The organism is Streptomyces sp. NPDC127129, from assembly GCF_042671585.1.
Lineage (GTDB): Bacteria > Actinomycetota > Actinomycetes > Streptomycetales > Streptomycetaceae > Streptomyces.
In genome coordinates this window covers 57506-82535 of the sequence record NZ_JBHXTV010000008.1, presented here as the reverse complement: position 1 = coordinate 82535, position 25030 = coordinate 57506, and the positions used below count along the sequence as shown (strand labels likewise).

Here is a 25030-nt window from a genome sequence, read left to right as displayed (position 1 = left end):
CTCCTCAGATCAGGCTCTCCAGGGGGACGGACGGGTCCGCGAGGGCGTCGGTGTCCACCGGGGACTGGGCACGGATGAGCCGCTGGATCGGCTCTGTGACGTCCCACACATTCACGTTCATCCCGGCGAGCACCTTGCGGTCCTTGAGCCAGAACGCGATGAACTGCCGCTTACCGGCGTCGCCGCGCAGCACCACCTGGTCGTACGAGCCGGGCGGAGCCCAGCCCGAGTACTCCATGCCCAGGTCGTACTGGTCGGAGAAGAAGTACGGGACGCGGTCGTACGAGACGTGCTGTCCGAGCATGGCGCGGGCGGCGGCCGGGCCGCCGTTGAGGGCGTTGGCCCAGTGCTCCACGCGGAGCCGGGTGTGCAGCAGCGGGTGAGCGGCGGCGGCGACGTCCCCGGCCGCGAAGATGTCGGGGTCGGAGGTGCGCAGCGACTCGTCGACGGCGACGCCTCCGCCGTGGGCGCGGTCGACCAGGGCGAGCCCCGCCGCCTCGGCGAGGGCGGTGCGCGGGGCGGCGCCGATCGCGGCGAGGACGGCGTGAGCGGGGTGCTCCTCGCCGTCGTCGGTACGGACGGCGAGGACCATGCCGTCCTGGCCGACGATCTCGGTGAGCCGCGCGCCGAAGACGAAGCGGACGCCGTGCTCGGTGTGGAGATCGGCGAAGAGCTGGCCGAGCTCGGGGCCGAGGACCTGGTGGAGCGGGGTGGGTTCGGACTCGACGACGGTGACCTCGGCGCCGTAGCCGCGGGCCGCGGCGGCGACCTCCAGACCGATCCAGCCACCGCCCGCGATCACCAGATGGCCGTTGTCCCGGCCGAGGGCGGCCAGGACCTGGCGCAGCCGGTCGGCGTGGGCGAGCCGGCGCAGATGGTGGACGCCGGCGAGTCCCGTGCCGGGGATGTCGAGGCGGCGCGGCTCGGATCCGGTGGCGAGCAGAAGCCGGTCGTAGCGGATGGTGGTGCCGTCGCCGAGGCGTACGGTGCGGGCCTCGCGGTCGACGACCGTGACGGGCTGCCCGAGGTGGAGCTCGACCTCGGCGCGGGCGTACCAGGCGGGCTCGTGCACGAAGACGGACTCCCGCGCCTCCTTGCCGGCCAGATAGCCCTTGGAGAGCGGTGGGCGTTCGTAGGGGTGGTCGCGCTCGTCGCCGATGAGGATCACGCGGCCGGTGAACCCCTCGGAGCGGAGTGTCTCCGCCGCCTTGGCCCCGGCCAGTCCCCCGCCGACGATGACGAAGGTCTGATCTGCGTCGACCACTTGATGCCTCCTCGTTGCGTCCGCTTCTACGCTACGCCTCCGGGCGTTCGGCGAGCCGTACCGCCTCGGGCGCTCCGCCGAGCGTCCCGCACGGAGCGTGATGGCGAAAGAGGGCGGGCGCCGGACACCCCCTAGGCACGGCGCGGCCTGAGGCGGGCGTGGAGGGTGGAGGCGGAGGCGTCGGTGAGGGAGGCGATCTGGTCGATGATCACCCGCTTGCGTGACCTGTCGTCGTCCGCCGCGTCGAAGAAGGCCCGGAACTGCGGGTCGAGTCCCTCGGGGGCACGGGCGGTGAGCGCCTCGGCGAGTTCGGCGAGGATGATGCGCTGGTCGGCGCGGAGCGCCTCCTGCTCGGCTCGCTGCATCACGTACCGGTCGGCCACGGCCTTGAGAACGGCGCATTCGTTGCGGGTCGCGCGGGGGACGACGAGCTCCGCCGCGTACCGGGTGAGCCGGCCGCTCCCGTGGGCCTGACGCGTCGCGCCCTCGGCGGCGAGGCAGAAGCGGCCGATCAGCTGGCTGGTGGCGTCCTTGAGCCGGGCCTGGGCGACCGCCGATCCGTCGTAGCCGTGCGGCCACCAGTCCTGGTCGACGAGGCGGTCGAGGGCCTCGGCGAGCTCCTGCGGATCGGTGTCGTGCGGTACGTACCGGCCGATGGCGACGGCCCAGATGTCGGCGCGCTCGGGCTCGGCGAAGAGCATGTTCGGGTCGATGTGGCCGGCGTGCAGACCGTCCTCGAAGTCGTGGACCGAGTAGGCCACGTCGTCGGACCAGTCCATGACCTGCGCCTCGAAGCACTTGCGGTGCGCGGGGGCGCCCTCGCGGGCCCAGTCGAAGACGGGCAGGTCGTCCTCGTACACGCCGAACTTCGGCGAGTCGGGGTCCTCGGGGTGCCCGCCGCGCGTCCAGGGGTACTTGGTGGCGGCGTCGAGCGCGGCGCGGGTGAGGTTGAGGCCGACGCTGACGGGGCGGCCGCTGGCGGAGTCGGCGATGAACCGCTTCGGCTCGATCCGGGTGAGCAGCCGCAGCGACTGGGCGTTGCCCTCGAAGCCGCCGCAGTCCTTGGCGAAGTCGTTGAGCGCGACCTCTCCGTTGTGCCCGAAGGGCGGGTGGCCCATGTCGTGGGCGAGGCAGGCGGCCTCGACGAGATCGGGGTCGCAGCCGAGCGCGGCGCCGAGCTCGCGCCCGACCTGGGCGCACTCCAGGGAGTGGGTGAGCCGGGTGCGGGGGCTGGCGTCCCAGGCGTGGCTGACCGAGCCGGGGGTGACGACCTGGGTCTTGCCGGCGAGTCTGCGCAGGGCGCTGGAGTGCAGGACCCGCGCCCGGTCCCGCTGGAAGGCGGTCCGCCCGGGCCGTTTGTCGGGCTCGGCGGCCCAGCGCTCGGTGGCGTCGTCGTCGTAGCCGGGGGTGTCCGTGATGCCAGGGGTGTCCGTGAAGCCTTCCATGCACCGAAGGTAACGGGCGGGACGGACAACCGGGGCGAGGACCGACCGGAGACGGGCCGTCAGGGCGGGAACTCGAAGGAGTGCAGGCCGCGTTCGCCGGCCGCGACGAGTCCGCGGCCGTCGGGGGGCCAGGCGCAGGAGCTCAGGGCCGTCTCGGAACGGACTGCGGCGACCGTTCGGCCGGTGGCGGCGTCCCGGACGCGCAGCATCCTGCCCGCGGTGGCGGTCCACCGGCCGTCCGGGGAGACGGCGAGTCCGTCCACCCGGCCGTCGGGGTCGGTGGAGCCGGAGAGGAGCGCGCCGGTGCGGGGATCCCAGCAGCTCACGGTGCCGGTCGCCGCGCAGGTGAGGAGGCGGGTGCCGTCGGGGGTGAGGTGAGGCCGGTGATCTCTCCGTCGTGCGGGAGGCCGTCCCCCCGGCCGCGGAACATCCACGGCTCGCGGGCGGCGTCAGCGGGTGACGGCGAGTTCCCGGCGTGGGGCGCGGGTCAGCGCCTCGTCGTAGCGGTGGAGGATCAGGCGGGCGAGGGCCGGGTGGTCGCCGAGCGGGGGCGCGGCGATCCAGGGGGCGTGGGCGGCGGCGCGGCCGGCGAAGAGGCCGGGGGCGGTGAAGCAGGAGGCGACGGCGACCCGGTGGCGGCCCCGCGCGGCGAGGACGCGCACCGCGTCGGGGACGGTCGGGGTGGCGGCGGAGGCGTACGCGGGCAGGACGGGCACACCGCCGAGCCGCTCGGACAGGGCGGCGGCGATCCGGCGGACGGCGGCGAGGCCCTCGGGGTCGCGGGACCCGGCCGCGGCGAGGACGACACCGGTGGCGCGCGAGGCGCTGTCGGCGGAGGTCCAGCCCGCCTCGGCGAGCCGGTCGGCGAGGGCCTCGACGAGCAGCGGATGCGCGCCGAGGGGCGCGGCGGTCCGGACCTGGCCCTCGGGCAGCGCGGCGGCCGCGGCGGGCAGGTCGTGCTTGACGTGGTGGCCGGGTCCGAAGAGGAGCGGGACGAGGACGGCCCCCGGTCCGGCCGGTTCCCGCCCCGGGACTCCCGCCGTGGCGTCGCCGGTGACGTCGGCCGCGATGCCCGCCGTGACGTCGGAGAGGACGTCCGGCAGCAGCGGGGTGTTCAGCTCGATGTGCGCCAGGCGGACGTCGAGGCCGGGGCGGAGTTCGCGGATGCGCTCGACGAGGTGGGAGAGGGTGACGGCGGCGCGTGGGTCACGGCTGCCGTGGCCGACGGCGACCAGGGCGGGGCGGCGGCGCGGGACGTCGAACGGGCGGACCCGGCTCAGGCGCTCCCCGAGCCGCGTGGTGATCGTGCCGAGCAGCTCGGCCGTGCTGTCGAACGTACTGTCCCGCTCCGTCATGCACCGATCCTGACGGCGCCGCGTTGCCTCCCCGTTGCGTGGGCGTCACGAGTGTTTTCCACCGGCTCACGGAGCGCCCCGCGGAGCTGTCAGGCGTCGACGGCCAGCCAGACCCGGAGGGTGCCGATCTCCTCGAAGCCGGCGGCGAGCGCGGGCGGCAGGTCGTCGCCCGACTCGTAGCCGACGACCGGGCCGCCGTCGCCGACGAGGCTCAGACAGCCGGCCCAGGCCTCGGCCGGGTCGGTGCCGTCGGCGGCGAAGAGGTTGGAGACGCCGGTCACCCGGCCGTTGCCGCTGAGCACCGCTCCCCCGGCGATCCTGCCGTCGGAGCCGTACCCCGCGACGACGCGGGTCGCCGGGTCGGCGAGGAGTCCGGCGCGGAAGAGCGCGGCCTCCTCGGCGTCGCCCCCGCTCCAGGCCGTCGCCCACGCGGCGAGTTCCGCGGGGGTACGGACGGCGCGCCAGTGCGTCCCGTCCGTCGCGGCCGGCGCCGGACGTCCGGCGGGCCGGTGGATCCAACTCGCCTCGAAGAGCGGCCGGAAGCCCTCGCCGGTCAGGTCGAGCCGGGCGAAGGAGTCCTTGACCGAGGCGCCGGGGGCCCGGCGGTCGATGCCGTCGAGGACGTCCCGTACGGACGCGTCGGCCGTGAGCGTCACGGCGTCCGGGTAGTACGGCGGGGTGCGGCGCCCGTTCGTCCAGGCGCGTGGGCCGAAGACCCCGGGGCGCCCGTGGGCGCGGCACATCGCGTCGCACCACTCCGCGTTGTCGAGAGCCGCCTCGGTGATCATCTGCGGATCGTACGGCTTCACCCCTTCTTCCCTCATTCTTTTATCTAGCGGAATATCTTTTCCACCATGCGAATGACTCCCACCGCCCCGCCCCGGCTCTCCAGACGTGTCGCCGCCGAACTCGTGGGCACCGCCGCCCTCGTCACCGTCATCGTCGGCTCCGGCATCCGCGCCGAGGCCCTCAGCCGTGACGTGGGGGTGAGCCTGCTGGCCAACTCCCTCGCCTCCGCGATCGGCCTCGGCATCCTGATCGCGCTCCTCGGCCCCCTCTCCGGCGGCCACCTCAACCCCGCCGTCACCCTCTGCGAGTGGTGGGCCCGCCGGGGCGAGGAGAACGCCCCGGGCGCCCGCGAGGTCGCCGCCTACTGCGCGGCCCAGCTCGTCGGCGCGGTCGCGGGCGCGCTGCTCGCCGAGACGATGTTCGGACGGGCGCCCGGCACCTGGTCCACCCAGGTCCGCTCCGACCACCACCTCCTCCTCGGCGAGACCGTCGCCACCGCGGGACTCGTCCTGCTCGTCCTCGGGCTGCGCCGCATCGGCCGCCTCGCGCTCGCACCGCTCGCGGTGGCCGCCTACATCGCGGCGGCGATCTGGTTCACCTCCTCCGGCTCCTTCGCCAACCCGGCGGCGACCGTCGGCCGCGCCCTCTCCGACTCCTTCACCGGCATCGCGCCCGGCTCGCTGCCGGGGTTCGTCGGGGCGCAGCTCCTCGGGACGCTGCTCGGCATCGCCCTGGCCGCCCTTCTCTACGGCGGCGGCGAACCGAACAGCGCCGATTCGCGTCGAACAGGGTGACGGGGCAGGCAAGATCCACGGAGGTTCGTCCATGCGACGCGTACGCGTACCCGCCCGGCTGAAACGGGTCGTGCCGCCGCCGCGCCCGGGCGCCCTGCTGCGGCGCCTCGTCGCCCTGCTGCCCCGCACCCGGCGGGCCCGCCGCCGTACCGTCCAGGCCGTCATGCTGGGCACCGTCCTCGCCCTCGCACCCGCCACCTGGATGCACGCCGTCGCCGACGGCCGCCTGCGGACCACCGCCGACGTCCCCGCACAGGACGTCGCCGTCGTCTTCGGCGCCGGACTCTGGAACGGCCGGCCGACGCCGTACCTCGCGCACCGGCTCGACACGGCCGCCGAGCTCTACCGCGCGGGGAAGGTCAGGGTCGTCCTCGTCACCGGCGACAACAGCCGCGTCGAGTACGACGAGCCCGACGCGATGCGCGCGTACCTCACCGGGCGCGGGGTGCCCGACCGTCACATCGTCAGCGACTACGCGGGCTTCGACACCTGGGACTCCTGCGTCCGGGCCAAGAAGATCTTCGGAGTCGACCGGGCCGTCCTCGTGACGCAGGACTTCCACATCAGGCGGGCCGTCGCCCTCTGCGGGGCGGCCGGCATCGACGCGTACGGGGTCAAGGTCGTCGAACCGCACGACTCCGTCTTCTACTACGGCGGAGTCCGCGAGCTCGCCGCCGCGGGCAAGGCGGCCCTGGACGCGACGCTGCGGCCGGATCCGCACTTCCTCGGGGAGCGCGAGGAGGGCGTGACGGAGGCGCTCGCCCCGGCGGGCTGACCCTCACCTCCGGGGCGGCCCACCTCGGAGCCCGACGTACCGGAGGCGTAATGCGGGGCGTCGCCTCCCGTAACACGGCCGTCGCACGCTTTCCGCATGTCCGAGGCTGCCACCACCCCCACGCACTGCCCCTACTGCGCCCTCCAGTGCGGCATGGGGCTGCGCCCCGCGGACGGCTCCGTGGAGGTGGTCGAACGCCCCGGCTTCCCCGTCAACCGGGGCGCGCTGTGCGGCAAGGGCCGTACCGCCCCGGCCGTACTCTCCTCCCGGGTCAGGCTGACCGGGCCCCTGGTCCGATGCCCTGACACGGGGGCCCTGAAGTCGGCCACCTGGGAGGAGGCACTCTCCGCCGTCGCCGACGGACTGCGCCGGACCCGCGTCGACCACGGACCCGATGCCGTGGGGGTCTTCGGCGGCGGCGGGCTCACCAACGAGAAGGCGTACACGCTGGGCAAGTTCGCCCGGATCGTGCTCGGCACCTCGCAGATCGACTACAACGGGCGCTTCTGCATGTCGTCCGCCGCGGCCGCGCACCAGCGGGCGTTCGGGCTCGACCGGGGGCTGCCCTTCCCGCTGGAGGACGTCCCGCGCACCGGCTGCGTGATCCTCGTCGGCTCCAACCTGGCCGAGACGATGCCGCCGGCGCTGCGCTACCTCACCGAGCTCAAGGCGAACGGCGGGAAGCTGATCGTCGTCGACCCGCGCCGCACCCGCACCGCCGAGCAGGCCGACCTCCACCTCGCCCCGCGCCCCGGCACCGATCTCGCGCTCGCCCTCGGACTCCTCCATCTCGTGGTCGCCGAGGGACGGGTGGACGAGGAGTTCGTCCGGGAGCGTACGGCGGGGTGGGAGGCGGCCCGTGCCGGGGCCATGGCGCACTGGCCCGAACTGGTCGAGCGCATCACCGGCGTACCGGTGCCGCTCCTGCGGGACGCCATGCGGATGTTCTGCGACGCGGAGAGCGGGATGGTGCTCACCGCGCGCGGCCCGGAGCAGCAGTCGAAGGGCACGGACACGGTCGGCGCGTGGATCAACCTCTGCCTCGCGACGGGGCGGGCCGGGCGGCCGATGAGCGGATACGGGTGCCTCACGGGACAGGGCAACGGCCAGGGGGGCCGCGAGCACGGCCAGAAGGCCGACCAGCTCCCCGGCTACCGCAAGCTGGACGACCCGGCGGCGCGGGCGCACGTGGCGGGGGTGTGGGGGGTGGACCCGGCCTCGCTGCCGGGGCCCGGCCGCAGCGCGTACGAACTCCTGGACGCGCTCGGGGGCGAGGTCAGGTCGCTGCTCCTGATGGGGTCCAACCCCGTGGTCTCGGCGCCGCGCGCCGGCCACATCGAGGGGCGGCTGCGCTCGCTCGACTTCCTGGCCGTCGCGGACGTGGTCCTGTCGGAGACGGCGGAGCTGGCGGACGTGGTGCTGCCGGTCACCCAGTGGGCGGAGGAGACGGGGACGACGACCAACCTGGAGGGCCGGGTGCTGCTGCGGCGGCGGGCGATCACCCCGCCGGACGGGGTCCGCACGGACCTGGAGGTCCTGCACGGCCTCGCCGCGCTCCTCGGCTGGGAGAAGGGCTTCCCGACCGACCCGGAAGAGGTCTTCGACGAACTCCGCCGCGCGTCGGCGGGCGGTCCGGCGGACTACTCCGGCATCAGCTACCGCCGTATCGCCGAGGAGGACGGCGTGTTCTGGCCCTGCCCGGAGCCCGCCGAGGGGGCGCCGCCCCACCCCGGGAGCCCTCGGCTCTTCCTCGACCGCTTCGCCACGCCCGACGGACGGGCGCGGTTCGTGCCGGTGGTGCACCGCGGTCCCGACGAGGAGACCGATGCCGCGTACCCCGTCGTGCTGACCACCGGCCGGGTCGTCGCGCAGTACCAGTCCGGGGCACAGACCCGGCGGGTCGACGAGCTGAACGCCGCCGCGCCCGGGGCCTTCGTGGAGCTGCATCCGCGGCTCGCCGAGCGGATCGGCGTGGCCGAGGGCGAGCGCGTCGCCGTCGTGTCGCGGCGCGGGCGGGCCGTCGCGCCCGCGCGGATCACCACGGCCATCCGGCCGGACACGGTGTTCATGCCGTTCCACTGGCCCGGCGAGGGGCGCGCCAACACCCTCACCAACCCCGCGCTCGACCCGGTCTCCCGGATGCCCGAGTTCAAGACGTGCGCGGTCCGGGTCGAGCCCGCCAGTCCCCGCCCCTGATGAGCGGTCCGTACGGCGTGCCCTGCGCAGCGAAGTAGACCCAGGCCCGGACGGCCGCCCCGTCCCGGACCCGGACCACCTCGCGCTCGGCCCGCTCGTACCCGGCGGGGAGCTCCACCCGGTCCAGTACGGCGAGGAGTTCGCCGTACTCCCCGGGCGCGGCCGTCACCAGGTCGCCCGCGACCAGACCCTCGCCCGGCACCACGTAGGGGTAGCCGGGGCCGTCGTGGAGGAGCGCTCCGGTGAGCCGGGCCGGCTCCTCCGCGGCCGTGCGGCCCAGCAGGAAACGGTCGTGGTTGTACTCGCCCGGCCGCAGCGTGCCGTAGACGAAGAAGGGCAGCTCGGTCATCCGGCGGCGGGCCCGGTCGTCTCGGCCTCCAGCCACGCCAGGTAGGCCGCCGAGGCCCCGACCACGGCGGTGGCGAGGACCTCGGGCGTGTCGTAGTCGTGCGCGGCGAGGAGGTGGGCCTCCAGCTCCTCGTAGCGCGCCGCCGTCGTCTTGAAGAGCACCTGCCACTCCTCCTCGGTCTCGATCGCCTTCCGCCAGTGGTAGACGGAGGTGACCGGTCCGGAGATCTGCGCGCAGGCGGCGAGGCGGGCCTCGACCGCCCCGCGCGCGAGCTCCTGCGCCTTGGCGGCGCTGTCGGTGGTGGTGAGCACGGTCCATGCGAGGGTCATCCCCTCACCGTACTCAGGCAGCCTGGGCGAACTGGGCCGCGTAGAGCCGTGCGTACGCGCCGTCCGCCGCCAGCAGTTCCTCGTGCGTGCCCTGTTCGACGATCGAGCCGTTCTCCATCACCAGGATGACGTCCGCGTCCCTGACGGTGGAGAGCCGGTGCGCGATCACGAAGGACGTGCGGCCCTTCCGGAGCGAGGACATGGCCCGCTGGATGAGGACCTCGGTGCGGGTGTCGACGGAGCTGGTCGCCTCGTCGAGGACGAGGATCGCCGGCTCCGAGAGGAACGCCCGTGCGATCGTGATGAGTTGCTTCTCGCCCGCGCTGAGCCCGGCTCCGTCCTCGTCGAGGACCGTGTCGTATCCGTCGGGCAGGGTCCGGATGAAGCGGTCGGCATGGGTGGCCATGGCGGCCTCGACGACCCGTTCGCGCGAGACCTCGCCACCGGCGCCGTACGCGATGTTCTCGGCGATCGTCCCGCCGAAGAGCCAGGTGTCCTGGAGGACCATGCCGATCCCGGACCTGAGGTCCTCGCGGGTCATGGCCGAGACGTCCACGCCGTCGAGGGTGATGCGCCCGCCCGTCACCTCGTAGAACCGCATCAGCAGATTGACCAGCGTGGTCTTGCCGGCACCGGTCGGACCGACGATCGCGACCGTCCGGCCGGGCTCCACGGTCAGGGACAGGTCCTCGACGAGCGGCTTGTCCGGCTCGTAGCGGAACGCCACCTCCTCGAACGTGACCCGGCCGGTGACCGCCGCCGGGAGCGGTGCGTGCCCGGGCACGGTTTCCGGCTCCGGGGACTCCTCCTCCGCGTCCAGCAGGTCGAAGACCCGCTCGGCGGAGGCGACCCCGGACTGCAGCAGACTGGCCATGGCCGCGACCTGGTTGACGGGGCCGTTGAACTCGTACGAGTACTGGATGAACGCCTGGACGTCCCCGATGCTCAGCGTTCCGCTCGCCACCCGCAGCCCGCCGACGACCGCGATCAGGACGTAGTTGAGGTTGCCGGCGAAGGTGAGGGCCGGCTGGATGAAGCCGGAGATGAACTGGGCGCGGAAGCTCGCCGCGTACAGCTCCTCGCCGAGTTCGTCGAAGCGCGCCACGGCCGCGTCGCGCCGCCCGAAGGCGACGACCTCCGCGTGCCCGGTGATCATCTCCTCGACATGGCTGTTGAGGCGGCCGGTGACGGCCCACTGCCGCACGAACTGCGGCTGGGCGCGCTTGCCGATCCGGGCCGCGACCACCAGCGACAGGGGGACGGCCGCGAGGGCCACGAGGGCGAGCAGCGGCGAGATCCAGCACATCATCACCAGCACGCCGACGATCGTGAGCAGCGCCCGGACCATCTGGCTGAACGCCTGCTGGAGGGTCTGGACGATGTTGTCGATGTCGTTGGTGGTGCGGCTGAGCACCTCGCCGCGCGGCTGCCGGTCGACGTACGAGAGCGGCAGCCGGGCCAGCTTGCGCTGGGCCTCGGCCCGCAGCCGGTGCCCGGCCCGCTGGACGACGGTCGTGGCGAGCCGCTGCTGGAGCCAGGTGAGCGCGGCGGCGCCGGCGACGGCCGCGAAGGCGGCGGCGAGCGCCTGGCCGACGGCGCGGAAGTCCACCCCGGCCCTGCTCGCGGCGCCGGAGACGACGAGGTCGGTGGCGTGGCCGAGGATCAGCGGGCTGAGGACGGCGAGGGCGACGCTCGCGGCCGCGGCGGCGAGCACCCCGAGGAGCCGGGGGCGGTCGGGGGCCATGGTGCGCAGCAGGCGCAGGCCGGAGGAGCGGAAGTCGAGGGAGCGTTCGAGGGACGGGGTGCTGATGCCGGGGCCGCGCTGCTGGACGGCCGGTCCCCGGCGTTCGGGGGCACTCACGCTGCTTCCTCCTCGGTGAGCTGGGAGAGGACGATCTCCCGGTAGGTGGCGTTGTCCCGCATGAGTTCCTCGTGGGTGCCGCTGCCGACGGCCCGGCCCTGGTCGAGGACGACGATCCGGTCGGCGTCGCGGATGGTGGAGACGCGCTGGGCGACGATGACCACGGTCGCCTCGGCGGTCTCCGCCGCGAGGGCCTCCCTCAGCAGCGCGTCGGTGCGGTTGTCGAGGGCGGAGAAGGAGTCGTCGAAGAGGTACACCCGCGGTCGGGCGACGAGGACCCGGGCGATGGCCAGGCGCTGGCGCTGGCCGCCGGAGAGGTTGGTGCCGCCCTGTGAGACCGGCGCGTCGAGGCCTTCGGGGAGTTTCCGCACGAAGTCGGCAGCCTGGGCGACCTCCAGGGCGTGCCACAGTTCGTCGTCGGTCGCCTCGGGTCTGCCGTACCGCAGATTGCTCGCGACCGTGCCGGAGAAGAGGTACGGCTTCTGCGGGACGAGTCCGACGGTACGGGCGAGGAGCGCCGGGTCCATGTCGCGGACGTCGACGCCGCCGACCGTGACCCGGCCGCCGGTGGCGTCGAAGAGCCGGGGGACGAGGCCGAGGAGGGTGGTCTTGCCGCTGCCGGTGGAGCCGATGACGGCGGTGGTGCGGCCGGGGCGGGCGGTGAGGCTCACGGAGCGCAGGACGGGTTCCTCGGCGCCGGGGTAGCTGAAGCCGGCGTCGTGGATGTCGAGCCGGCCGGCCTCGCGCAGCTCGCGGACGGGAGCGGCGGGCGGGGTGACGGACGGTTCGGTGTGGAGGATCTCCTGGATGCGTTCGGCGCTGACCTCGGCCCGGGGCATGTGCATCAGCAGGAAGAGGACCATCATCACCGACATCATGATCTGCAGCAGATAGCCGAGGAACGCGATCAGCGAACCGGCCTGCAGCGCCCCGGACTCGATCCGGTGGGCACCCGCCCAGATGACGGCGACGGTCGCGAGCTCCCAGACGATCAGCACGATCGGGAACATCAGGGCCTGGAGCCGGCCGACCCGCACTCCGACCGACCGCAGGTCGTCGTTGGCGGCGCCGAACCGCCGCTGCTCGTGACGGTCGCGGACGAAGGCGCGGACGACCCTGATTCCGGTGATCTGCTCGCGCATCACCCGGTTGACCCCGTCGACGCGTTCCTGCATCCCCCGGAAGTGCGGTCGCATGCGCAGGACGACGGTGCCGACGGCGCCCGCCATGAGCGGGACGAAGAGCAGGAGCAGCAGAGCGAGCGGAACGTCCTGGTCGAGGGCCATGACGACGCCTCCGGCGCAGAGCAGCGGAGCCGCCACGAGCATCGTCAGGACGAGGACGGCGAACGTCTGCACCTGCTGGACGTCGTTGGTGGTGCGGGTGATGAGGGAGGCGGTGCCGAAGCGGCTCATCTCCCGGGCGGAGAAGTCCTGGACGCGGCGGAAGGCGGCGGCGCGCAGATCACGGGCGACGCCCATGGCGATCCTGGCGCCGTGGTAGACGGCGGCGGCCGCGGCGGCGGCCTGGAGGAGGGTGACGGCGGCCATCAGGGCGCCGCCGGTGAGGACATGGGCGGTGTCGCCAAGCAGCACACCGTTGTCGATGACGTCGGCGTTGAGGGTGGGAAGCGTGAGGGAGGCGACGGACTGGACGAGCTGGAGCAGGACGACGAGGGCCAGGGCGCGCCGGTAGGGCCGGAGCCGGCCCGCCACGAGTCGGAGCAGCATCGGTGCGGCTCCCCCTCACGCGCCGTAGGGGCGGACGGACTTGGCGTTGCGCAGGGCGTGCGCCCACCAGGCGATCTGGTCGAGCATCGTCTTGGCCGCGGCGTCGGGTCCGGTGGGGTCCTGGTGGCTCCCGTCCTCGTCGAAATCGCCATGCGCGTTGTGGAAGGAGACGGTGTCGCGGACGGTGACGGCGTGCAGCTCTGCGAAGACCTGCCGCAGTTGTTCGACGGCGCGCAGACCGCCGGAGATCCCGCCGTAGGAGACGAAGCCGACGGGCTTGGCCCGCCACTCGGTGTAGTGCCAGTCGACGAGGGACTTCAGGGGGGCGGGGAAGGAGTGGTTGTACTCCGGGGTGAGGACGACGAACGCGTCGGCGGCGGCGAGGACCGGGGAGACCTTGGCGAGCTCGGCCGAGGCGGCGGCGTCGGGGTGGTGGGTGAGGACGGGCAGGTCGACGTCGGCGAGGTCGACGACGTCGACGGTGTAGTCGGCGCGTTCGGCGAGGCGGGCGCGGAACCATGCGGCGACGACGGGCGCGAACCGCCCCTCGCGGTTGCTGGCGACGACGAGGGCGAGCTTGAGCGGCGTGGAGTCCGCGTGGGTGATGTCCATGCCGAGAATCCTGATACCTCAAGCTTGGTTGAGGTCAAGCGCGGATCTTCGGGAGCGCGGAGGCCTACGGTGAGAGGCATGACGACACCCCTCCCGCACATCGAGATCGACGGCGCCCCGGCGGCCGATCCGGCGCTCCTCGCCACCCTGTTGAGCGGCTTCGGCCACTTCACCGCGATGCAGGTACGGGACGGCCGGGTCCGCGGCCTCGGCCTGCACGTCGACCGCCTGGACCGCGCCACCCGTGAGCTCTTCGGGCAGGGCATCGACGGCGAGCACGTCCGGGGCCTCCTGGCCGGCGCGCTGAGGACGGCGGGCCTCGACGACGCGACCGCGCGGGTGTACGTCTACGAGGGCGTCCGCCTCGTGACCGTCCTCCGGGCCCCGGCCTCCGCCCCGCGAACCCCGCAGCGCCTGAAGTCCGTCGACTACTGGCGCCCCGCTCCCCACATCAAGCACCTGGGCGGCTTCGGCCAGTCCTACTACGGCGAGGCGGCCCGGCGCGAGGGCTACGACGACGCCCTCCTGGTCTCCCGGGACGGCGAGATCGCGGAGGGCGCGGTCACCAACATCGCCTTCTGGGACGGCACATCGGTGATCTGGCCCTCCGCGCCCTGCCTCACGGGCGTCACGATGGCCCTCCTGGAGGAGCGCCTGGGATCCGTCCGGCGCCGGGTGACGACGGCCGATCTCCCCCGGATGCGGGCGGCGTTCGTGACGAACTCCCGCGGCGTCGCACCGGTGGGCGGGATCGACGCGCTCGGGTTCGCGGTGGACGAGGAGCTGATGACGCGGGTGCACGAGGCGTACGGGTCGGTGCCGTGGGAGCGGCTGTAGGGAGCGCCCGGGGCTCTCTTCACTCCCTCCCAACACGCCCTGCTTCCACGGCTGTTCGAGGCCGTGCGCCCGGTAGCATCGATGGTACGGGTGGGTGACATGGGGGTCCGGAGATGGTCGCGAGGTACGTCGTCTCGCCGCGGGGCGGTCGTCGCGCCTACCCCGACATCACCTCCGCCCTGCGCGCCGCGGCCGCCCGGGGCCGGGCCGCGCAGATCGAGATCGCGCCCGGTCACTACGGCGAGACGCTGTTCGTCCGGGGTGAGGTCCGGCTGACCGCGCTCGAAGGACCGGGCTCCGTGGTCGTGAGCGGGACCGGCGGGACCGTACTGGACACCTCCGGGTCGGTCCATGTGCACGGCCTCGCGCTGACCGGCCGCGATGCCGACGCCGTCGCCTGCCGGGCGGGAACGCTCACGCTCGAGCACACCGAGATCCGGGCTTCGGGCGGCGTCGCCCTGAACGCACGGCCACGCACCTCCGTGACCCTGAGGGACAGCGTGGTCCTGCACGGCCGCACGCTGTTCGCCGGGTCGGCCGGGCTCGTCGAGCGGTGCCGGTTCACCGACGCCGCCGACAACGCGATCGCGGTGATCGAGGGCGCGCGGGTCGCCGTCCGGGGCAGCCGGATCGAGGGCAGCCGGATCCACGGGGTGCGCGTCAGCGACGCCGGCGCCGAGGTCACGGGATGCGAGCTGACCGGCACGGGGCACGCGGCCCTCATGGCGGACTCCCGGGCCGAGCTGACGGTGGCGGACTGCACGATCACCGCCGTGCACGCCGAGGGGATCATGTTCATCGAGCAGTCACGGGGCTCCGTGGACAACACACACGTCACCGACGCCCGGCACGGGATCGGCGCGGCGAGCGGCGCCGATCCGGTGGTGCGCGGATGTGTGCTCACGGACTGCCACGACACCGGGATCAACGTCCAGACATCGGCGCGTGGCAGGTTCGAGGACTGTCAGGTCCTGCGCGCGGGGAACGTGGCCGTCTTCTCGACCCAGGGCGGCGCGCCGGAGGTGCGGGGCGGCCGCATCTCGGAAGGCAACGTCGGCATCGCCCTGACGGACGGCGGGCGAGGCCGGTTCACCGGGATCGGGATCGAGGACCTGACGGCCTCGGCGCTACGGGTCTGGAACGGGTCCAAAGGCGTGTTCGAGCACGTCAGGGTGGACCGCTGCCCCCAGGGCCTGGACACCACCCAGGGCGACGGCGGCACCGCGGCCGACCTCACCGACGTGGTGTTCCGTGACTTCGAGGTCACCGCGGTGACCGCCCTCGGCCAGTCGCGGGTCACGCTCAGGGACGTGAAGGCGGAGCGGGGGGTGGTCGGCTTCGGCGTCGGCGAGGAGGCCCAACTGCTCGTCCACGACTGCGACATCAGCGCGATGAGCGTCGGAGGAGCCGTCGCGTACGGCAGGGCGAAGCTCGCCGCGAAGAACCTCACCGTGCGCGGGGCGGGTACCGGGCTGATCGGGAGCGGCTCCGCCTACCTGGACCTCGCGGACAGCGAGTTCACCGATTGCGCGACCATGGGCGCCGCCTTCACCGACGAGTGCGGGGGCCGCGTGGTGAACTGCTCCGTCGGCGGAGCGCCGGGAGCCGCAGTGCTGGACAACGGCCGCGTCGACCTGGTCGCGCTGCGCACGTCGCTGCCGGTCGTCCACAAGACCGTCCACACGGTCGAGCCCACGCCGACGGTCATCAACAACTACAACGGTCCGGTGATCTACGGCCCGGTCATCCACAGCCAGTTCTCGTGGAACAACGACAACGTCAGCCAGCAGCAGACCGGAAGGGACGATTCCAGCCCATGAGCGATCCGCGGAACGTGCACAACTACGACGGACCCGTGTTCCATGGCACGTCCACCCATAACCAGCTCGCCTGGAACAACGAGACGGTCACCCAGAACCAGCAGGTCAACAGCCAGGTCGCGCCGGGGTACGCGGAGCTCGCCGAGCGCGTCACCGAGCTGCTGCGGCAGCTGCCCGGGGCGGGCCTCGGCGAGCGGGACCGCGAGGATGCGGAGGGCGCCGCCGGAGAGGTCCTGGAGGTGATCACCCAGCCGGACCCCGAGGAGGGCAGGGTGCGCCGCGCGCTCGCCACGCTCAGGGGAGTCCTGGCCCCCGTCGCGACGGGGGTCGCGGCCGGCACGACCGTGGGGGCCCAGGAGTGGGCCAGGGCGGCGATCGAGGGCCTGATCGTCTGAGGGACGGCCAGGGCGGCCGTCGAGGGCCTGATGGTTCGGGGGCGGGCACCGGGGGGCGGGGCCCGGCGGCACCGGCGGTCCGCGGGCTCCGGGGCGGGCCCGGCCGTGTCACCCGTTCGACACGGGCCGTCGGCTGACTCTCCGTAACCCCTCCTGACCTGCGTAAACACCGTCCGGGCAAGGCGCCGCGCCGCACCGGACGGCGTAATTCTGACCCTCCCTCAGCAGGCGCGCGGCGCGTCGCGGCACTTATCTCGGTCCTAGGAGGTAGGTCCCGGGAAGTCCCTCCCGGGAGGCCTCCCCGGCATGACCGCTCGCGCGCCCCGGAGGACCCCATGCGCACCACTGCCCGCCTGCTCACCGGTACCGCGTTGACGGTCGCCGCCGTCGGTGCCCTCGGCGCCCCCGCGTACGCCGGGGACTCCGGGACGCTCGAGGTCTATCCGTCCTCCGCGACCCCGGGCACCACCGTCACCGTCAACACGCTCGCCTGCGGCAAGCACGGCCACGGTGTGGGAGACGCGCAGTCCCTCGGTGCCGGCGACTTCCAGCTGAACCCGAGCACGCACAAGGAGGTCGTGGTCGGGCAGTTCAAGGTCCCGCACCACACCAAGGCCGGTACCTACTGGATCAGCGTCGCCTGCGACAACGGCAGGACCGCGCGCGGTGAGCTCCGGGTCGAGCACAAGGTCCCGACCGGCCATGTGAGTACCGGTGTCGGGGGCAGCGTCGGCCCCGACACCACCCAGATCGCGGCGGGCGCGGCGGTGCTGGCCGCGGCTGCCGTCGGCGGTACGTGGCTCCTGCGCCGCCGGGCGAGCGGCGCGCAGGACGGCTGAGACGTACCGCACGTCCTGCCCCCGCCGCGCGCCCGCATGAGGCCCGGCGGGGGCAGGGCCACACCCGGGGCCCCGCTCCCCGCCCGGGCCCCTTCCCCGCACCACCCCGAGAGGGCAGAACGTGAGCAACAGGAGCAAGGGCTGGGGCATAGCCGTCGCCGCGTGCGTCGGCATCTGGCTCGTGCAGAACGGGTCGGAGAACGTCACGCCGCCGGTCCCGTCCGCCGCCCAGGCCTTCGCCGCCGGTCCGAACGCGCACACCACGGCGGCCGCCGACCCGCTGGCGCCCTCCGCCCCGGTCCGGCTGCGCATCCCCGAGATCGACGTGGACACGCCCATGGTGGGGCTCGGCCTGGGCCCCGACGGCGCCCTCGAAGTACCGCCGGCGGAGAACGGCAACCTGGCCGGCTGGTACGAGGGCGGTACGACCCCCGGCGCCGAGGGCACCGCGATCGTCGCCGGCCATGTCGACAACAAGCGGGGCCCCGCCGTCTTCTACGCCCTCGGCGCGCTCAAGAAGGGCAACCGGATCGAGGTGGACCGCCAGGACGGGCGGACCGCCGTCTTCACGATCGACGCCGTCGAGGTGTACCCGAACAAGGCGTTCCCCGACGCGAAGGTCTACGGCCGGGCCGACCGGGCCGAGCTGCGCGTGATCACCTGCGGCGGTGGCTTCACCGAGAAGAACGGCTACCAGGGCAACGTGGTCGCCTTCGGCCACCTCATCGGCGTGCGCTGAACGCGGTCGGGCTCAGGACCACTGGTCGAAGGCGAGCTTCGCGACCAGCGAGAAGACGACGACGAGGAGCACCCGGCGGACGAACGCGGCGCCCTTGCTCAGCGCCATCCGCGCTCCGATCATCCCGCCGGCCAGGTTGAAGGCGGCCATGACCGCCGCCAGCTGCCAGAGCACGGTGCCCTGGTAGGCGAACATCGCGAGCGCGCCCGCGTTGGTGCAGACGTTGACGATCTTGGCGGTGGCGGAGGCGGTCACCATGTCGAGATGGAGTACGGCGGTGAGCGCGAGGACCAGGAAGGTGCCGGTCCCCGGCCCGAACAGTCCGTCGTAGAAACCGATGCCGCCGCCGACGAGCACGATCGCGGTCACGACCCGGGCCCGGCCGACAGGTCCCTTGGCCTCCGTCTGCGTCCCGAAGGACGGCCGCAGCATCACGAACGCGGCCACGCCCACGAGCACGACCATGACGAGGGGGCGCAGCACGTCGCTGCTGATCCCGGCCGCGAAGAAGGCTCCTGCCATCGACCCCGCGAGGGCCGCCAGACCGATCCGTACCGCCGTCTTCACCTGGACCGGGGCTTTGCGTACGAAGGCGACGGCGGCCCCGGTCGTGCCGACGATGGCGACGGCCTTGTTGGTGCCGAGGACCTGCCCGGGCGAGGCGTGCGGAAGCCCGAGCAGCAGGGCGGGCAGCAGCAGGAGCCCTCCCCCGCCGACCACGGCGTCGATCCAGCCGGCCACGAGCGCGGCGAGGCAGAGCAGGACGAGGGTGGTCAGGGATATGTCAGGCATGCCCGCGAGCCTAGGGAGGAGATGGGTGTGCAGTCCATCAATCCCCGGAGAGTTGAGCTACGTCTGAGGTTGTGCCCGCCGGCGACCGGTCGGGCGCGGGCGGCGCGGCCGGTTCGACGGCGACCGTGAGGAAGGTGGCGGCGAGGGCACCGGCGGCGAGGAGGCCGGCGGCGACCTGCCGTCTGGCCCGGTCGGCGGCGTGGACGCGCCGGGCGCGGTGACGCATGCGGTGCTTGGCGCGGTGCTCAGTCATGGCTGAAGTCCTCGGAGTGGATGCGGCGGGCGGGTACCCCGGCCCGGACGAGGGAGGCGGTGGCGGCCCGGGCCATCGCGGGCGGGCCGCAGAGGTAGACGTCGTGGGCGGCGAGGTCGGGCACGAGGTTGCGCAGGGCCTGCGGGGCGAGGGGGTCGAAGGAGCCGTCGGAGGGGCCGAGGAGGTAGTGCAGGGCGGCCGCTCGTCCGCGGGCGATGCCTTCCAGCTCCTCGCGCAGGACGAGCCCCTCGGCGTCGGAGGCCCGGTAGAGCAGCGTCACGTCGCCCGGCCCGCCGGGCAGGGTCTCGAAGAGCGCCCGCATCGGGGTGATGCCCACGCCCCCGGCGAGCAGCAGCACCTTCCGGCGTGTGCGGCGGTGGGCGGTGAGCGCGCCGAACGGGCCGGTGGCGAGCACGCGGGTGCCGGGGCGCAGACGGCGGATCCGGCGGGTGTGGTCGCCGAGGGCCTTGACCGTGATCCGCAGGGTGTCGTCCCGGACCGGCGCGGAGAGGGAGAACGGGAGCGCGGTGCGCCAGAGCCGCCGGGACAGGAACCGCCAGCGGAAGAACTGGCCGGGCTCGGCGCACAGCCGCTCCAGGCCGGTGCCACGGATGGTCACGGAGACGACGTCCGGGCTCTCGTCGCGGACCTCGGTCACGCGGAGGGTGTGGCGCAGGGCCTGCCGGACGGGGACGACGATCCGGTACCAGACGAGGACGACGGCGACCGTCGCGTGCGCCATCGACCAGCCCCAGAGCGCGAGCACGCTCCCGGTGAGGTCGGGTCCGGCGAGCTGGTGCACGAAGCCGAGGGCGGCGGCGAGGTGGCTGAGCAGATGGACCGCCCGCCAGGTCTCGTGTCGCAGGCGTCGCCGGGCGGCCCGGGCGGAGGTCACCCCGACGGCGGCGAAGAGCGCGGTACCGGCGGTGGCGGCGGCGAGCGCGGGGTAGGAGAGCAGTCCTCCGGCGGCGGTGACGAGATCGGTACGGGTGTGCACGGCGTACCCGCAGAGCGCGAGGAGCGCGTGGGCGCCCACGAGGCCGAGGACGTACCGGCCGCCGAAGGCGTGCCACCGGGCGAGCCGGTCGGCCCCGACGCCGTGCTCGACGGCGGGGACGCGGGCCATCAGGAAGAGCATGACGAGCACGCCGTATCCGGCGAGCAGCCCGGTGAGGTGGGCGCCACCGGCGAAGAAGGCGTCGAGCCGCGCGGAGGGCTGCGCCTGGACGCCCCAGACGAGGGCCACGCCCCCGGCCCCGCCGACGAGGCCGTCGCGCAGCCGGTCGGGGGAGACGCGCAGCGGCGCGGGGGGTCGGGGTGCGGGGGTACGGGGTGCGGAGGTACGGCGCACGGGTGGGACGCGCCGGGGCGCGGGGTCACGAGGCGCGGGCGGGACGCGCCGGGAGGTGGGCGCGGGCCGCACGCGCCCCTCGCGCTGCTCCAGATAGGCGGCGAGCGCCGGATGGGTCGGTTCCTGAACCTCGGTGGTCACAGCACCGCACACTAGGGTCCGGCGGTATACGAGAACCCCAGGTCAGCCCCTCCCCCGCGATCCTTAAGGCCCTCTTGAGGACGCCCTGACCACCGGTTAAGCCTCACACCCGCGCGCCTCACAGTGCGATCCCCCGGGAGCTGAGATCAGCGTTCCGTGCGGGAAACAGCCGGGATGCCGACGGGTAACACCCGCCCCGCACGCTTCGGTGCATGAGTACACGGATCGTGGTGGTCGGGGGCGGGACGGCGGGCGCCAGGCTCGCCCAGCGTCTGCCCGTCACCCTCCTCGGCGAAGAGCCGCACGCGCCCTACAACCGGGTGCTGCTCGCGGACGTCCTCGCCGGGCGGTACGCGCCGGAGGTGATCGCGCTGCCCGCCCCTCTGGAGCCGGTGCGGCGCGGGGTGCGGGCGGTGCGGATCGACCGGGCCGCCCGGACCGTGGAGTGCGAGGACGGGACGGAGGTCGGCTACGACCGGCTGGTCCTGGCCACCGGCTCCAACCCGGTGCTTCCGCCGCTGCGCGGACTGCGCGGCGCGCTGCTGCCGTCCGGCGTCCACCCCTTCCGTACGCTCGACGACTGCCTGGAGCTGCGGGGCGTCGTCCGCCCCGGGGTCCGCGCGGTCGTCATCGGCGGCGGGTTGCTCGGGGTCTCCGCGGCCCGCGCGCTGGCCGCGCTCGGCGCGGAGGTCGTGCTGACCCAGCAGGGCGAGCGGTTGATGGAACGTCAGCTCGACGCGTCGGCATCGGAGTTGCTGCGGGCGCACGTGGAGTCCCTCGGAGTCGAGGTGCACACCGAGTGCCGGGTCAGCGGGCTGCGACAGCGGGACGGAGCGGTCACGGCGGTCGAACTCGCCGACGGTTTCGTGCTCGACGCCCAGGTCGTGGTCCTCGCGTGCGGGGTGCGGCCGCGGACCGGCCTCGCCCGGGAGGCGGGGCTCGACGTGCGTACGGGTGTCGTCGTCGACGACGAGCTGCGGACCTCCGACCCGTACATCCACGCCATCGGCGACTGCGCCGAGCACGCCGGCCGCGTGTACGGCCTGGCGGGCCCGGCGCTGGAACAGGCGGACGCGCTCGCGGACGTCCTCGGGTCGGAGACGGCCGTCCCGGCCGATGCGGACGTCCCGGCCGATGCGGCCGGCGCGGGCTCCCTCCCGGCCGGGCCCGTCGCGCCCCGCCCCGCCTACACCGGCACCCGCGCCCTGACCCGGCTCACGCTGGGCGGGCCCGAGGCCCTCGACCTGGCCGCCTTCGGCGAGGCCACACCGCTGCCGGGGGACGACGTCGTCCAGCTGACCGACGCCACCCGGCGCGCCTACCGCAAGGTCGTCGTCCGCGGTGACCGGCTCGTCGGCGGCGTGCTGCTCGGCGATCTCGCCGCGGTCGGAACGCTCGCCCGGGCGTGGGAGGGCGACGAGGCCCTGCCCGACGCTCCCCTGCTTCATCTGCTCACCCATGACGGAGGCTCCTGAGATGCACACCCCCACTCTCGTCCTGGTCGGCCACGGCATGGTCGGCCAGCGGTTCCTGGAGGCGCTCGCGGACCGGGGCGTCACCGAGCGCGCGCGGGTCGTCGTCCTCTGCGAGGAGCCGCGCCCGGCCTACGACCGCGTCCAGCTGACCTCGTACTTCAGCGGCCGGACCCCCGACGATCTGTCGATGGTCGAGGACGGCTTCATGGCGAAGTACGGCATCGAGCTGTACGTCGGGGACCCGGCCGAGACGATCGACCGCGCGGCCCGTACGGTCACGGCCCGCTCCGGACAGGTCTTCGCGTACGACACGCTCGTGCTGGCCACCGGCTCGTACCCCTTCGTGCCGCCCGTCCCGGGCAAGGACGCGCGCGGCTGTTTCGTGTACCGGACGATCGAGGACCTGCTCGCGATCGAGGAGTACGCGAAGACGGCGACGACCGGCGCGGTCGTCGGCGGCGGTCTGCTCGGCCTGGAGGCGGCGGGAGCGCTCAAGGGTCTCGGACTCGACACGCACGTCGTGGAGTTCGCGCCCCGGCTGATGCCGGTGCAGGTCGACGACGGCGGTGGCGCGGCGCTGCTGCGGACGATCGAACAGATGGGTCTCACGGTCCACACCGGCACGGGCACGCAGGAGGTCGTGACCGAGGACGGCGCGGTCACCGGGATGCGCCTCTCGGACGGCTCCGAGGTGGCCACGGACATGGTGGTCTTCTCGGCGGGTGTACGGCCCCGGGACCAGCTGGCGCGCGACTGCGGCCTGACGGTGGGAGAGCGCGGCGGCATCGCGGTGGACGACCGGTGCCGGACGTCCGACCCGTCCGTCTACGCGATCGGCGAGTGCGCGCTCGCCTCGGACGGCCGGGTGTACGGCCTGGTGGCGCCCGGCTACGAGATGGCGCTGACGGCGGCGGCGACGATCGCCGACGAGGCCGAGGAGCGCTCCTTCACGGGCGCCGACATGTCGACGAAGCTGAAGCTGCTCGGTGTGGACGTGGCCTCCTTCGGTGACGCGCACGGCACGGCCGAGGGCTGCCTCGACGTCGTGTACTCCGACTCCCGCTCCGGGGTCTACAAGAAGCTCGTGATCGACCGGGAGGGCGTGCTGCTCGGCGGTGTCCTGGTCGGCGACGCCGACTCGTACGGGATGCTGCGGCCGCTCACCGGCTCGGTGCCGCCCGTCTCGCCCGAGCAGCTGGTCCTCCCGGCGGGCGCGGGCGCTCCGGTCGCGCTGGGGCCGTCCGCGCTCCCCGACGACGCGGTCATCTGCTCGTGCCACAACGTCACCAAGCACGCGATCAGCCAGTGCGCGACGCTGCCGGAGGTGAAGAAGTGCACCAAGGCGGGGACGGGCTGCGGCAGTTGCGTGAAGCTCATCGGCCAACTGCTGCCGGAGCCCGCGGACAAGGGGCTGTGCGGCTGCTTCGCGTACACCCGCAGTGAGCTGTACGAGATCACCCGCACGCTGCGCCTGACCTCCTTCGCCGAGCTGCTCGACTCGCACGGCCGGCCGGAGGCGCGGGGCGGCGAGGGCTGCGAGGTCTGCAAGCCGACGGTCGGCTCCATCCTGGCGAGCCTCGCGCCGACGATCGGGGCGGGCGGCTACATCCTCGACGGCGAGCAGGCCTCCCTCCAGGACACCAACGACCACTTCCTCGCCAACCTGCAGCGCAACGGCTCGTACTCGGTGGTGCCGCGCATCCCGGGTGGCGAGATCACCCCGGAGAAGCTCATCGTGATCGGGGAGGTGGCCCGCGACTTCGGGCTGTACACCAAGATCACGGGAGGCCAGCGGATCGACCTGTTCGGCGCCAGGGTGGACCAGCTGCCGGCGATCTGGACCCGGCTGGTCGACGCGGGCTTCGAGTCGGGGCACGCGTACGGCAAGTCGCTGCGCACGGTGAAGTCCTGTGTGGGGCAGACCTGGTGCCGCTACGGCGTCCAGGACTCGGTGAAGATGGCGATCCAGCTGGAGCTGCGCTACCGGGGTCTGCGCTCGCCGCACAAGCTCAAGTCGGCGGTGTCCGGCTGCGCGCGGGAGTGCGCGGAGGCGCAGTCGAAGGACTTCGGCGTCATCGCGACGGCGAACGGCTGGAACCTGTACGTCGGCGGCAACGGCGGCGCGACCCCGCGCCACGCGGACCTCCTGGCGCAGGACCTGTCGGATGCCGAACTGGTGCGGCTGATCGACCGGTTCCTCATGTTCTACATCCGTACCGCCGACCGGCTGGAGCGCACCTCGGTGTGGCTGGAGCGGCTCGAGGGCGGGCTCGGCCATCTGCGGGACGTGGTCGTCCACGACTCGCTGGGGCTCTGCGACGAACTGGAGGCGCTGATGGCGGCCCATGTCGACGACTACCAGGACGAGTGGGCCGCGACCCTGGACGACCCGGAGCGGCTGCGCCGCTTCGTCTCCTTCGTGAACGCGCCGGACGCGCCGGACCCGTCGGTGCGGTTCGTCCCGGAGCGCGACCAGATCAAGCCGGACCTGACCGTCCTCACCATCGGAACTCTGGAAGGGGTCTGAAGCCCGATGAACCTCGAACTCTCCCACGACGTCGAGGCCGACGCCTGGACGACGGTCTGCGAGACATCCCGGCTGATCCCCGGGCGGGGCGTGGCCGCACTCCTCCCCGACGGCCGGCAGGCGGCGCTCTTCCTGGACCGCACGGGGCGGCCGTACGCGATCGAGAACCGCGACCCGTTCACGGGCGCGCAGGTGCTGTCCCGGGGGCTCCTCGGCTCGGCGGGCGGCCGGACCTTCGTGGCCTCGCCGCTCCTGAAGCAGCGCTTCGACCTGGAGACGGGCAGGTGCCTGGACGACGAAGGGGTTTCGGTGGCGGTCTTCCCGGTCCGTACGGTGTGAGTCGGACGGCGGCGTTTCTGCCT

At 73.6% G+C, this 25030-nt stretch carries 24 protein-coding genes; 11 read left to right on the top strand and 13 right to left on the bottom strand.

The features are described 5' to 3' along the window. Window positions 1-4: 4 nt before the first annotated feature. The 5 genes from ACFVGW_RS17090 to ACFVGW_RS17070 all read right to left on the bottom strand — a co-directional run bounded on the left by ACFVGW_RS17090 (window position 5) and on the right by ACFVGW_RS17070 (window position 4852). On the bottom strand, window positions 5-1264 hold the full coding sequence (locus ACFVGW_RS17090; protein ID WP_385852537.1) for an NAD(P)/FAD-dependent oxidoreductase: 1260 nt from the start codon (window positions 1262-1264) through the stop codon (window positions 5-7). A gap of 131 nt (window positions 1265-1395) precedes the next feature. After that, a complete protein-coding gene (locus tag ACFVGW_RS17085; RefSeq protein WP_385852536.1) occupies window positions 1396-2709 on the bottom strand; it encodes a deoxyguanosinetriphosphate triphosphohydrolase in 1314 nt (437 codons plus the stop codon). 59 nt (window positions 2710-2768) lie between these two features. Continuing rightward, a complete protein-coding gene (locus ACFVGW_RS17080; protein WP_385852535.1) occupies window positions 2769-3035 on the bottom strand; it encodes a WD40 repeat domain-containing protein in 267 nt (88 codons plus the stop codon). 123 nt (window positions 3036-3158) lie between these two features. Then, the gene (locus ACFVGW_RS17075; RefSeq protein WP_385852534.1) at window positions 3159-4064 is read right to left on the bottom strand and encodes a sirohydrochlorin chelatase; all 906 of its coding nucleotides are present in this window, start codon (window positions 4062-4064) and stop codon (window positions 3159-3161) included. A gap of 89 nt (window positions 4065-4153) precedes the next feature. Continuing rightward, complete coding sequence (locus ACFVGW_RS17070) at window positions 4154-4852, bottom strand: hypothetical protein (protein ID WP_385852533.1); 699 nt, start codon at window positions 4850-4852, stop codon at window positions 4154-4156. Window positions 4853-4918: 66 nt separating this feature from the next. Between ACFVGW_RS17070 and ACFVGW_RS17065 the strand changes: the two genes are divergently transcribed. The 3 genes from ACFVGW_RS17065 (at window position 4919) to ACFVGW_RS17055 (ending at window position 8618) form a co-directional block, all read left to right on the top strand. Then, complete coding sequence (locus tag ACFVGW_RS17065) at window positions 4919-5647, top strand: aquaporin (RefSeq protein WP_385852532.1); 729 nt, start codon at window positions 4919-4921, stop codon at window positions 5645-5647. A 31-nt stretch (window positions 5648-5678) separates the two neighbouring features. Further along, on the top strand, window positions 5679-6422 hold the full coding sequence (locus ACFVGW_RS17060; protein ID WP_385852531.1) for a vancomycin high temperature exclusion protein: 744 nt from the start codon (window positions 5679-5681) through the stop codon (window positions 6420-6422). 96 nt (window positions 6423-6518) lie between these two features. Continuing rightward, window positions 6519-8618, top strand: coding sequence for a molybdopterin oxidoreductase family protein (locus ACFVGW_RS17055; protein ID WP_385852530.1), 2100 nt, complete (start codon window positions 6519-6521; stop codon window positions 8616-8618). Here the strand turns inward: ACFVGW_RS17055 and ACFVGW_RS17050 are convergent. Genes ACFVGW_RS17050 through ACFVGW_RS17030 form a run of 5 tightly spaced genes read right to left on the bottom strand, consistent with a single transcriptional unit; the run spans window position 8572 to window position 13499 of the window. Beyond that, window positions 8572-8967 (bottom strand): gamma-glutamylcyclotransferase family protein, encoded by a 396-nt coding sequence (locus tag ACFVGW_RS17050; RefSeq protein WP_385852692.1) that lies wholly within the window; start codon window positions 8965-8967, stop codon window positions 8572-8574. The two genes, ACFVGW_RS17055 and ACFVGW_RS17050, sit on opposite strands and share 47 nt — an antisense overlap. Further along, window positions 8964-9296 carry a divalent-cation tolerance protein CutA gene (gene cutA / locus ACFVGW_RS17045; protein ID WP_383173426.1) on the bottom strand — a complete coding sequence of 111 codons (333 nt, stop codon included), beginning with the start codon at window positions 9294-9296 and terminating at the stop codon, window positions 8964-8966. The genes ACFVGW_RS17050 and cutA overlap by 4 nt, the downstream gene beginning before the upstream one ends. Before the next feature lie 13 nt (window positions 9297-9309). Next, window positions 9310-11157: an ABC transporter ATP-binding protein gene (locus ACFVGW_RS17040; RefSeq protein WP_385852529.1), complete on the bottom strand. Its 1848-nt coding sequence runs from the start codon at window positions 11155-11157 to the stop codon at window positions 9310-9312. Beyond that, complete coding sequence (locus tag ACFVGW_RS17035) at window positions 11154-12887, bottom strand: ABC transporter ATP-binding protein (RefSeq protein WP_385852528.1); 1734 nt, start codon at window positions 12885-12887, stop codon at window positions 11154-11156. Before ACFVGW_RS17035 ends, ACFVGW_RS17040 begins: the two co-directional genes overlap by 4 nt. A gap of 15 nt (window positions 12888-12902) precedes the next feature. Continuing rightward, entirely contained in the window at window positions 12903-13499 is a 597-nt protein-coding gene (locus ACFVGW_RS17030) for an NADPH-dependent FMN reductase (protein ID WP_385852527.1), read from the bottom strand. 78 nt (window positions 13500-13577) lie between these two features. On the opposite strand from ACFVGW_RS17030, the gene ACFVGW_RS17025 reads away from it, so the two are divergent. From ACFVGW_RS17025 to ACFVGW_RS17005, 5 genes are all read left to right on the top strand, one after another. Then, window positions 13578-14336: an aminotransferase class IV gene (locus tag ACFVGW_RS17025; RefSeq protein WP_385852526.1), complete on the top strand. Its 759-nt coding sequence runs from the start codon at window positions 13578-13580 to the stop codon at window positions 14334-14336. Between the two features lie 113 nt (window positions 14337-14449). Continuing rightward, entirely contained in the window at window positions 14450-16156 is a 1707-nt protein-coding gene (locus tag ACFVGW_RS17020; RefSeq protein ID WP_385852525.1) for a right-handed parallel beta-helix repeat-containing protein, read from the top strand. Beyond that, window positions 16153-16551: a hypothetical protein gene (locus tag ACFVGW_RS17015; RefSeq protein ID WP_383225536.1), complete on the top strand. Its 399-nt coding sequence runs from the start codon at window positions 16153-16155 to the stop codon at window positions 16549-16551. The genes ACFVGW_RS17020 and ACFVGW_RS17015 overlap by 4 nt, the downstream gene beginning before the upstream one ends. A 335-nt stretch (window positions 16552-16886) precedes the next feature. After that, the gene (locus ACFVGW_RS17010; RefSeq protein ID WP_383225538.1) at window positions 16887-17390 is read left to right on the top strand and encodes a hypothetical protein; all 504 of its coding nucleotides are present in this window, start codon (window positions 16887-16889) and stop codon (window positions 17388-17390) included. A 121-nt stretch (window positions 17391-17511) separates the two neighbouring features. Beyond that, on the top strand, window positions 17512-18129 hold the full coding sequence (locus tag ACFVGW_RS17005; protein ID WP_383225540.1) for a class F sortase: 618 nt from the start codon (window positions 17512-17514) through the stop codon (window positions 18127-18129). 12 nt (window positions 18130-18141) lie between these two features. Here the strand turns inward: ACFVGW_RS17005 and ACFVGW_RS17000 are convergent, their stop codons facing one another. Genes ACFVGW_RS17000 through ACFVGW_RS16990 form a run of 3 tightly spaced genes read right to left on the bottom strand, consistent with a single transcriptional unit; the run spans window position 18142 to window position 20666 of the window. Continuing rightward, the gene (locus tag ACFVGW_RS17000; protein ID WP_352190806.1) at window positions 18142-18921 is read right to left on the bottom strand and encodes a TSUP family transporter; all 780 of its coding nucleotides are present in this window, start codon (window positions 18919-18921) and stop codon (window positions 18142-18144) included. A 37-nt stretch (window positions 18922-18958) separates the two neighbouring features. Then, window positions 18959-19174 carry a hypothetical protein gene (locus ACFVGW_RS16995; RefSeq protein WP_383225543.1) on the bottom strand — a complete coding sequence of 72 codons (216 nt, stop codon included), beginning with the start codon at window positions 19172-19174 and terminating at the stop codon, window positions 18959-18961. After that, window positions 19167-20666 (bottom strand): ferric reductase-like transmembrane domain-containing protein, encoded by a 1500-nt coding sequence (locus tag ACFVGW_RS16990; RefSeq protein WP_385852524.1) that lies wholly within the window; start codon window positions 20664-20666, stop codon window positions 19167-19169. Before ACFVGW_RS16990 ends, ACFVGW_RS16995 begins: the two co-directional genes overlap by 8 nt. Window positions 20667-20878: 212 nt before the next feature. Between ACFVGW_RS16990 and ACFVGW_RS16985 the strand changes: the two genes are divergently transcribed. The 3 genes from ACFVGW_RS16985 to nirD are packed head-to-tail and all read left to right on the top strand — an operon-like array spanning window position 20879 to window position 25007. After that, entirely contained in the window at window positions 20879-22141 is a 1263-nt protein-coding gene (locus ACFVGW_RS16985) for an NAD(P)/FAD-dependent oxidoreductase (RefSeq protein WP_385852523.1), read from the top strand. Between the two features lies 1 nt (window position 22142). Continuing rightward, window positions 22143-24668 (top strand): nitrite reductase large subunit NirB, encoded by a 2526-nt coding sequence (gene nirB, locus ACFVGW_RS16980; RefSeq protein ID WP_385852522.1) that lies wholly within the window; start codon window positions 22143-22145, stop codon window positions 24666-24668. A 6-nt stretch (window positions 24669-24674) separates the two neighbouring features. Continuing rightward, window positions 24675-25007: a nitrite reductase small subunit NirD gene (nirD, locus tag ACFVGW_RS16975; RefSeq protein ID WP_352190811.1), complete on the top strand. Its 333-nt coding sequence runs from the start codon at window positions 24675-24677 to the stop codon at window positions 25005-25007. Window positions 25008-25030 lie beyond the last annotated feature (23 nt).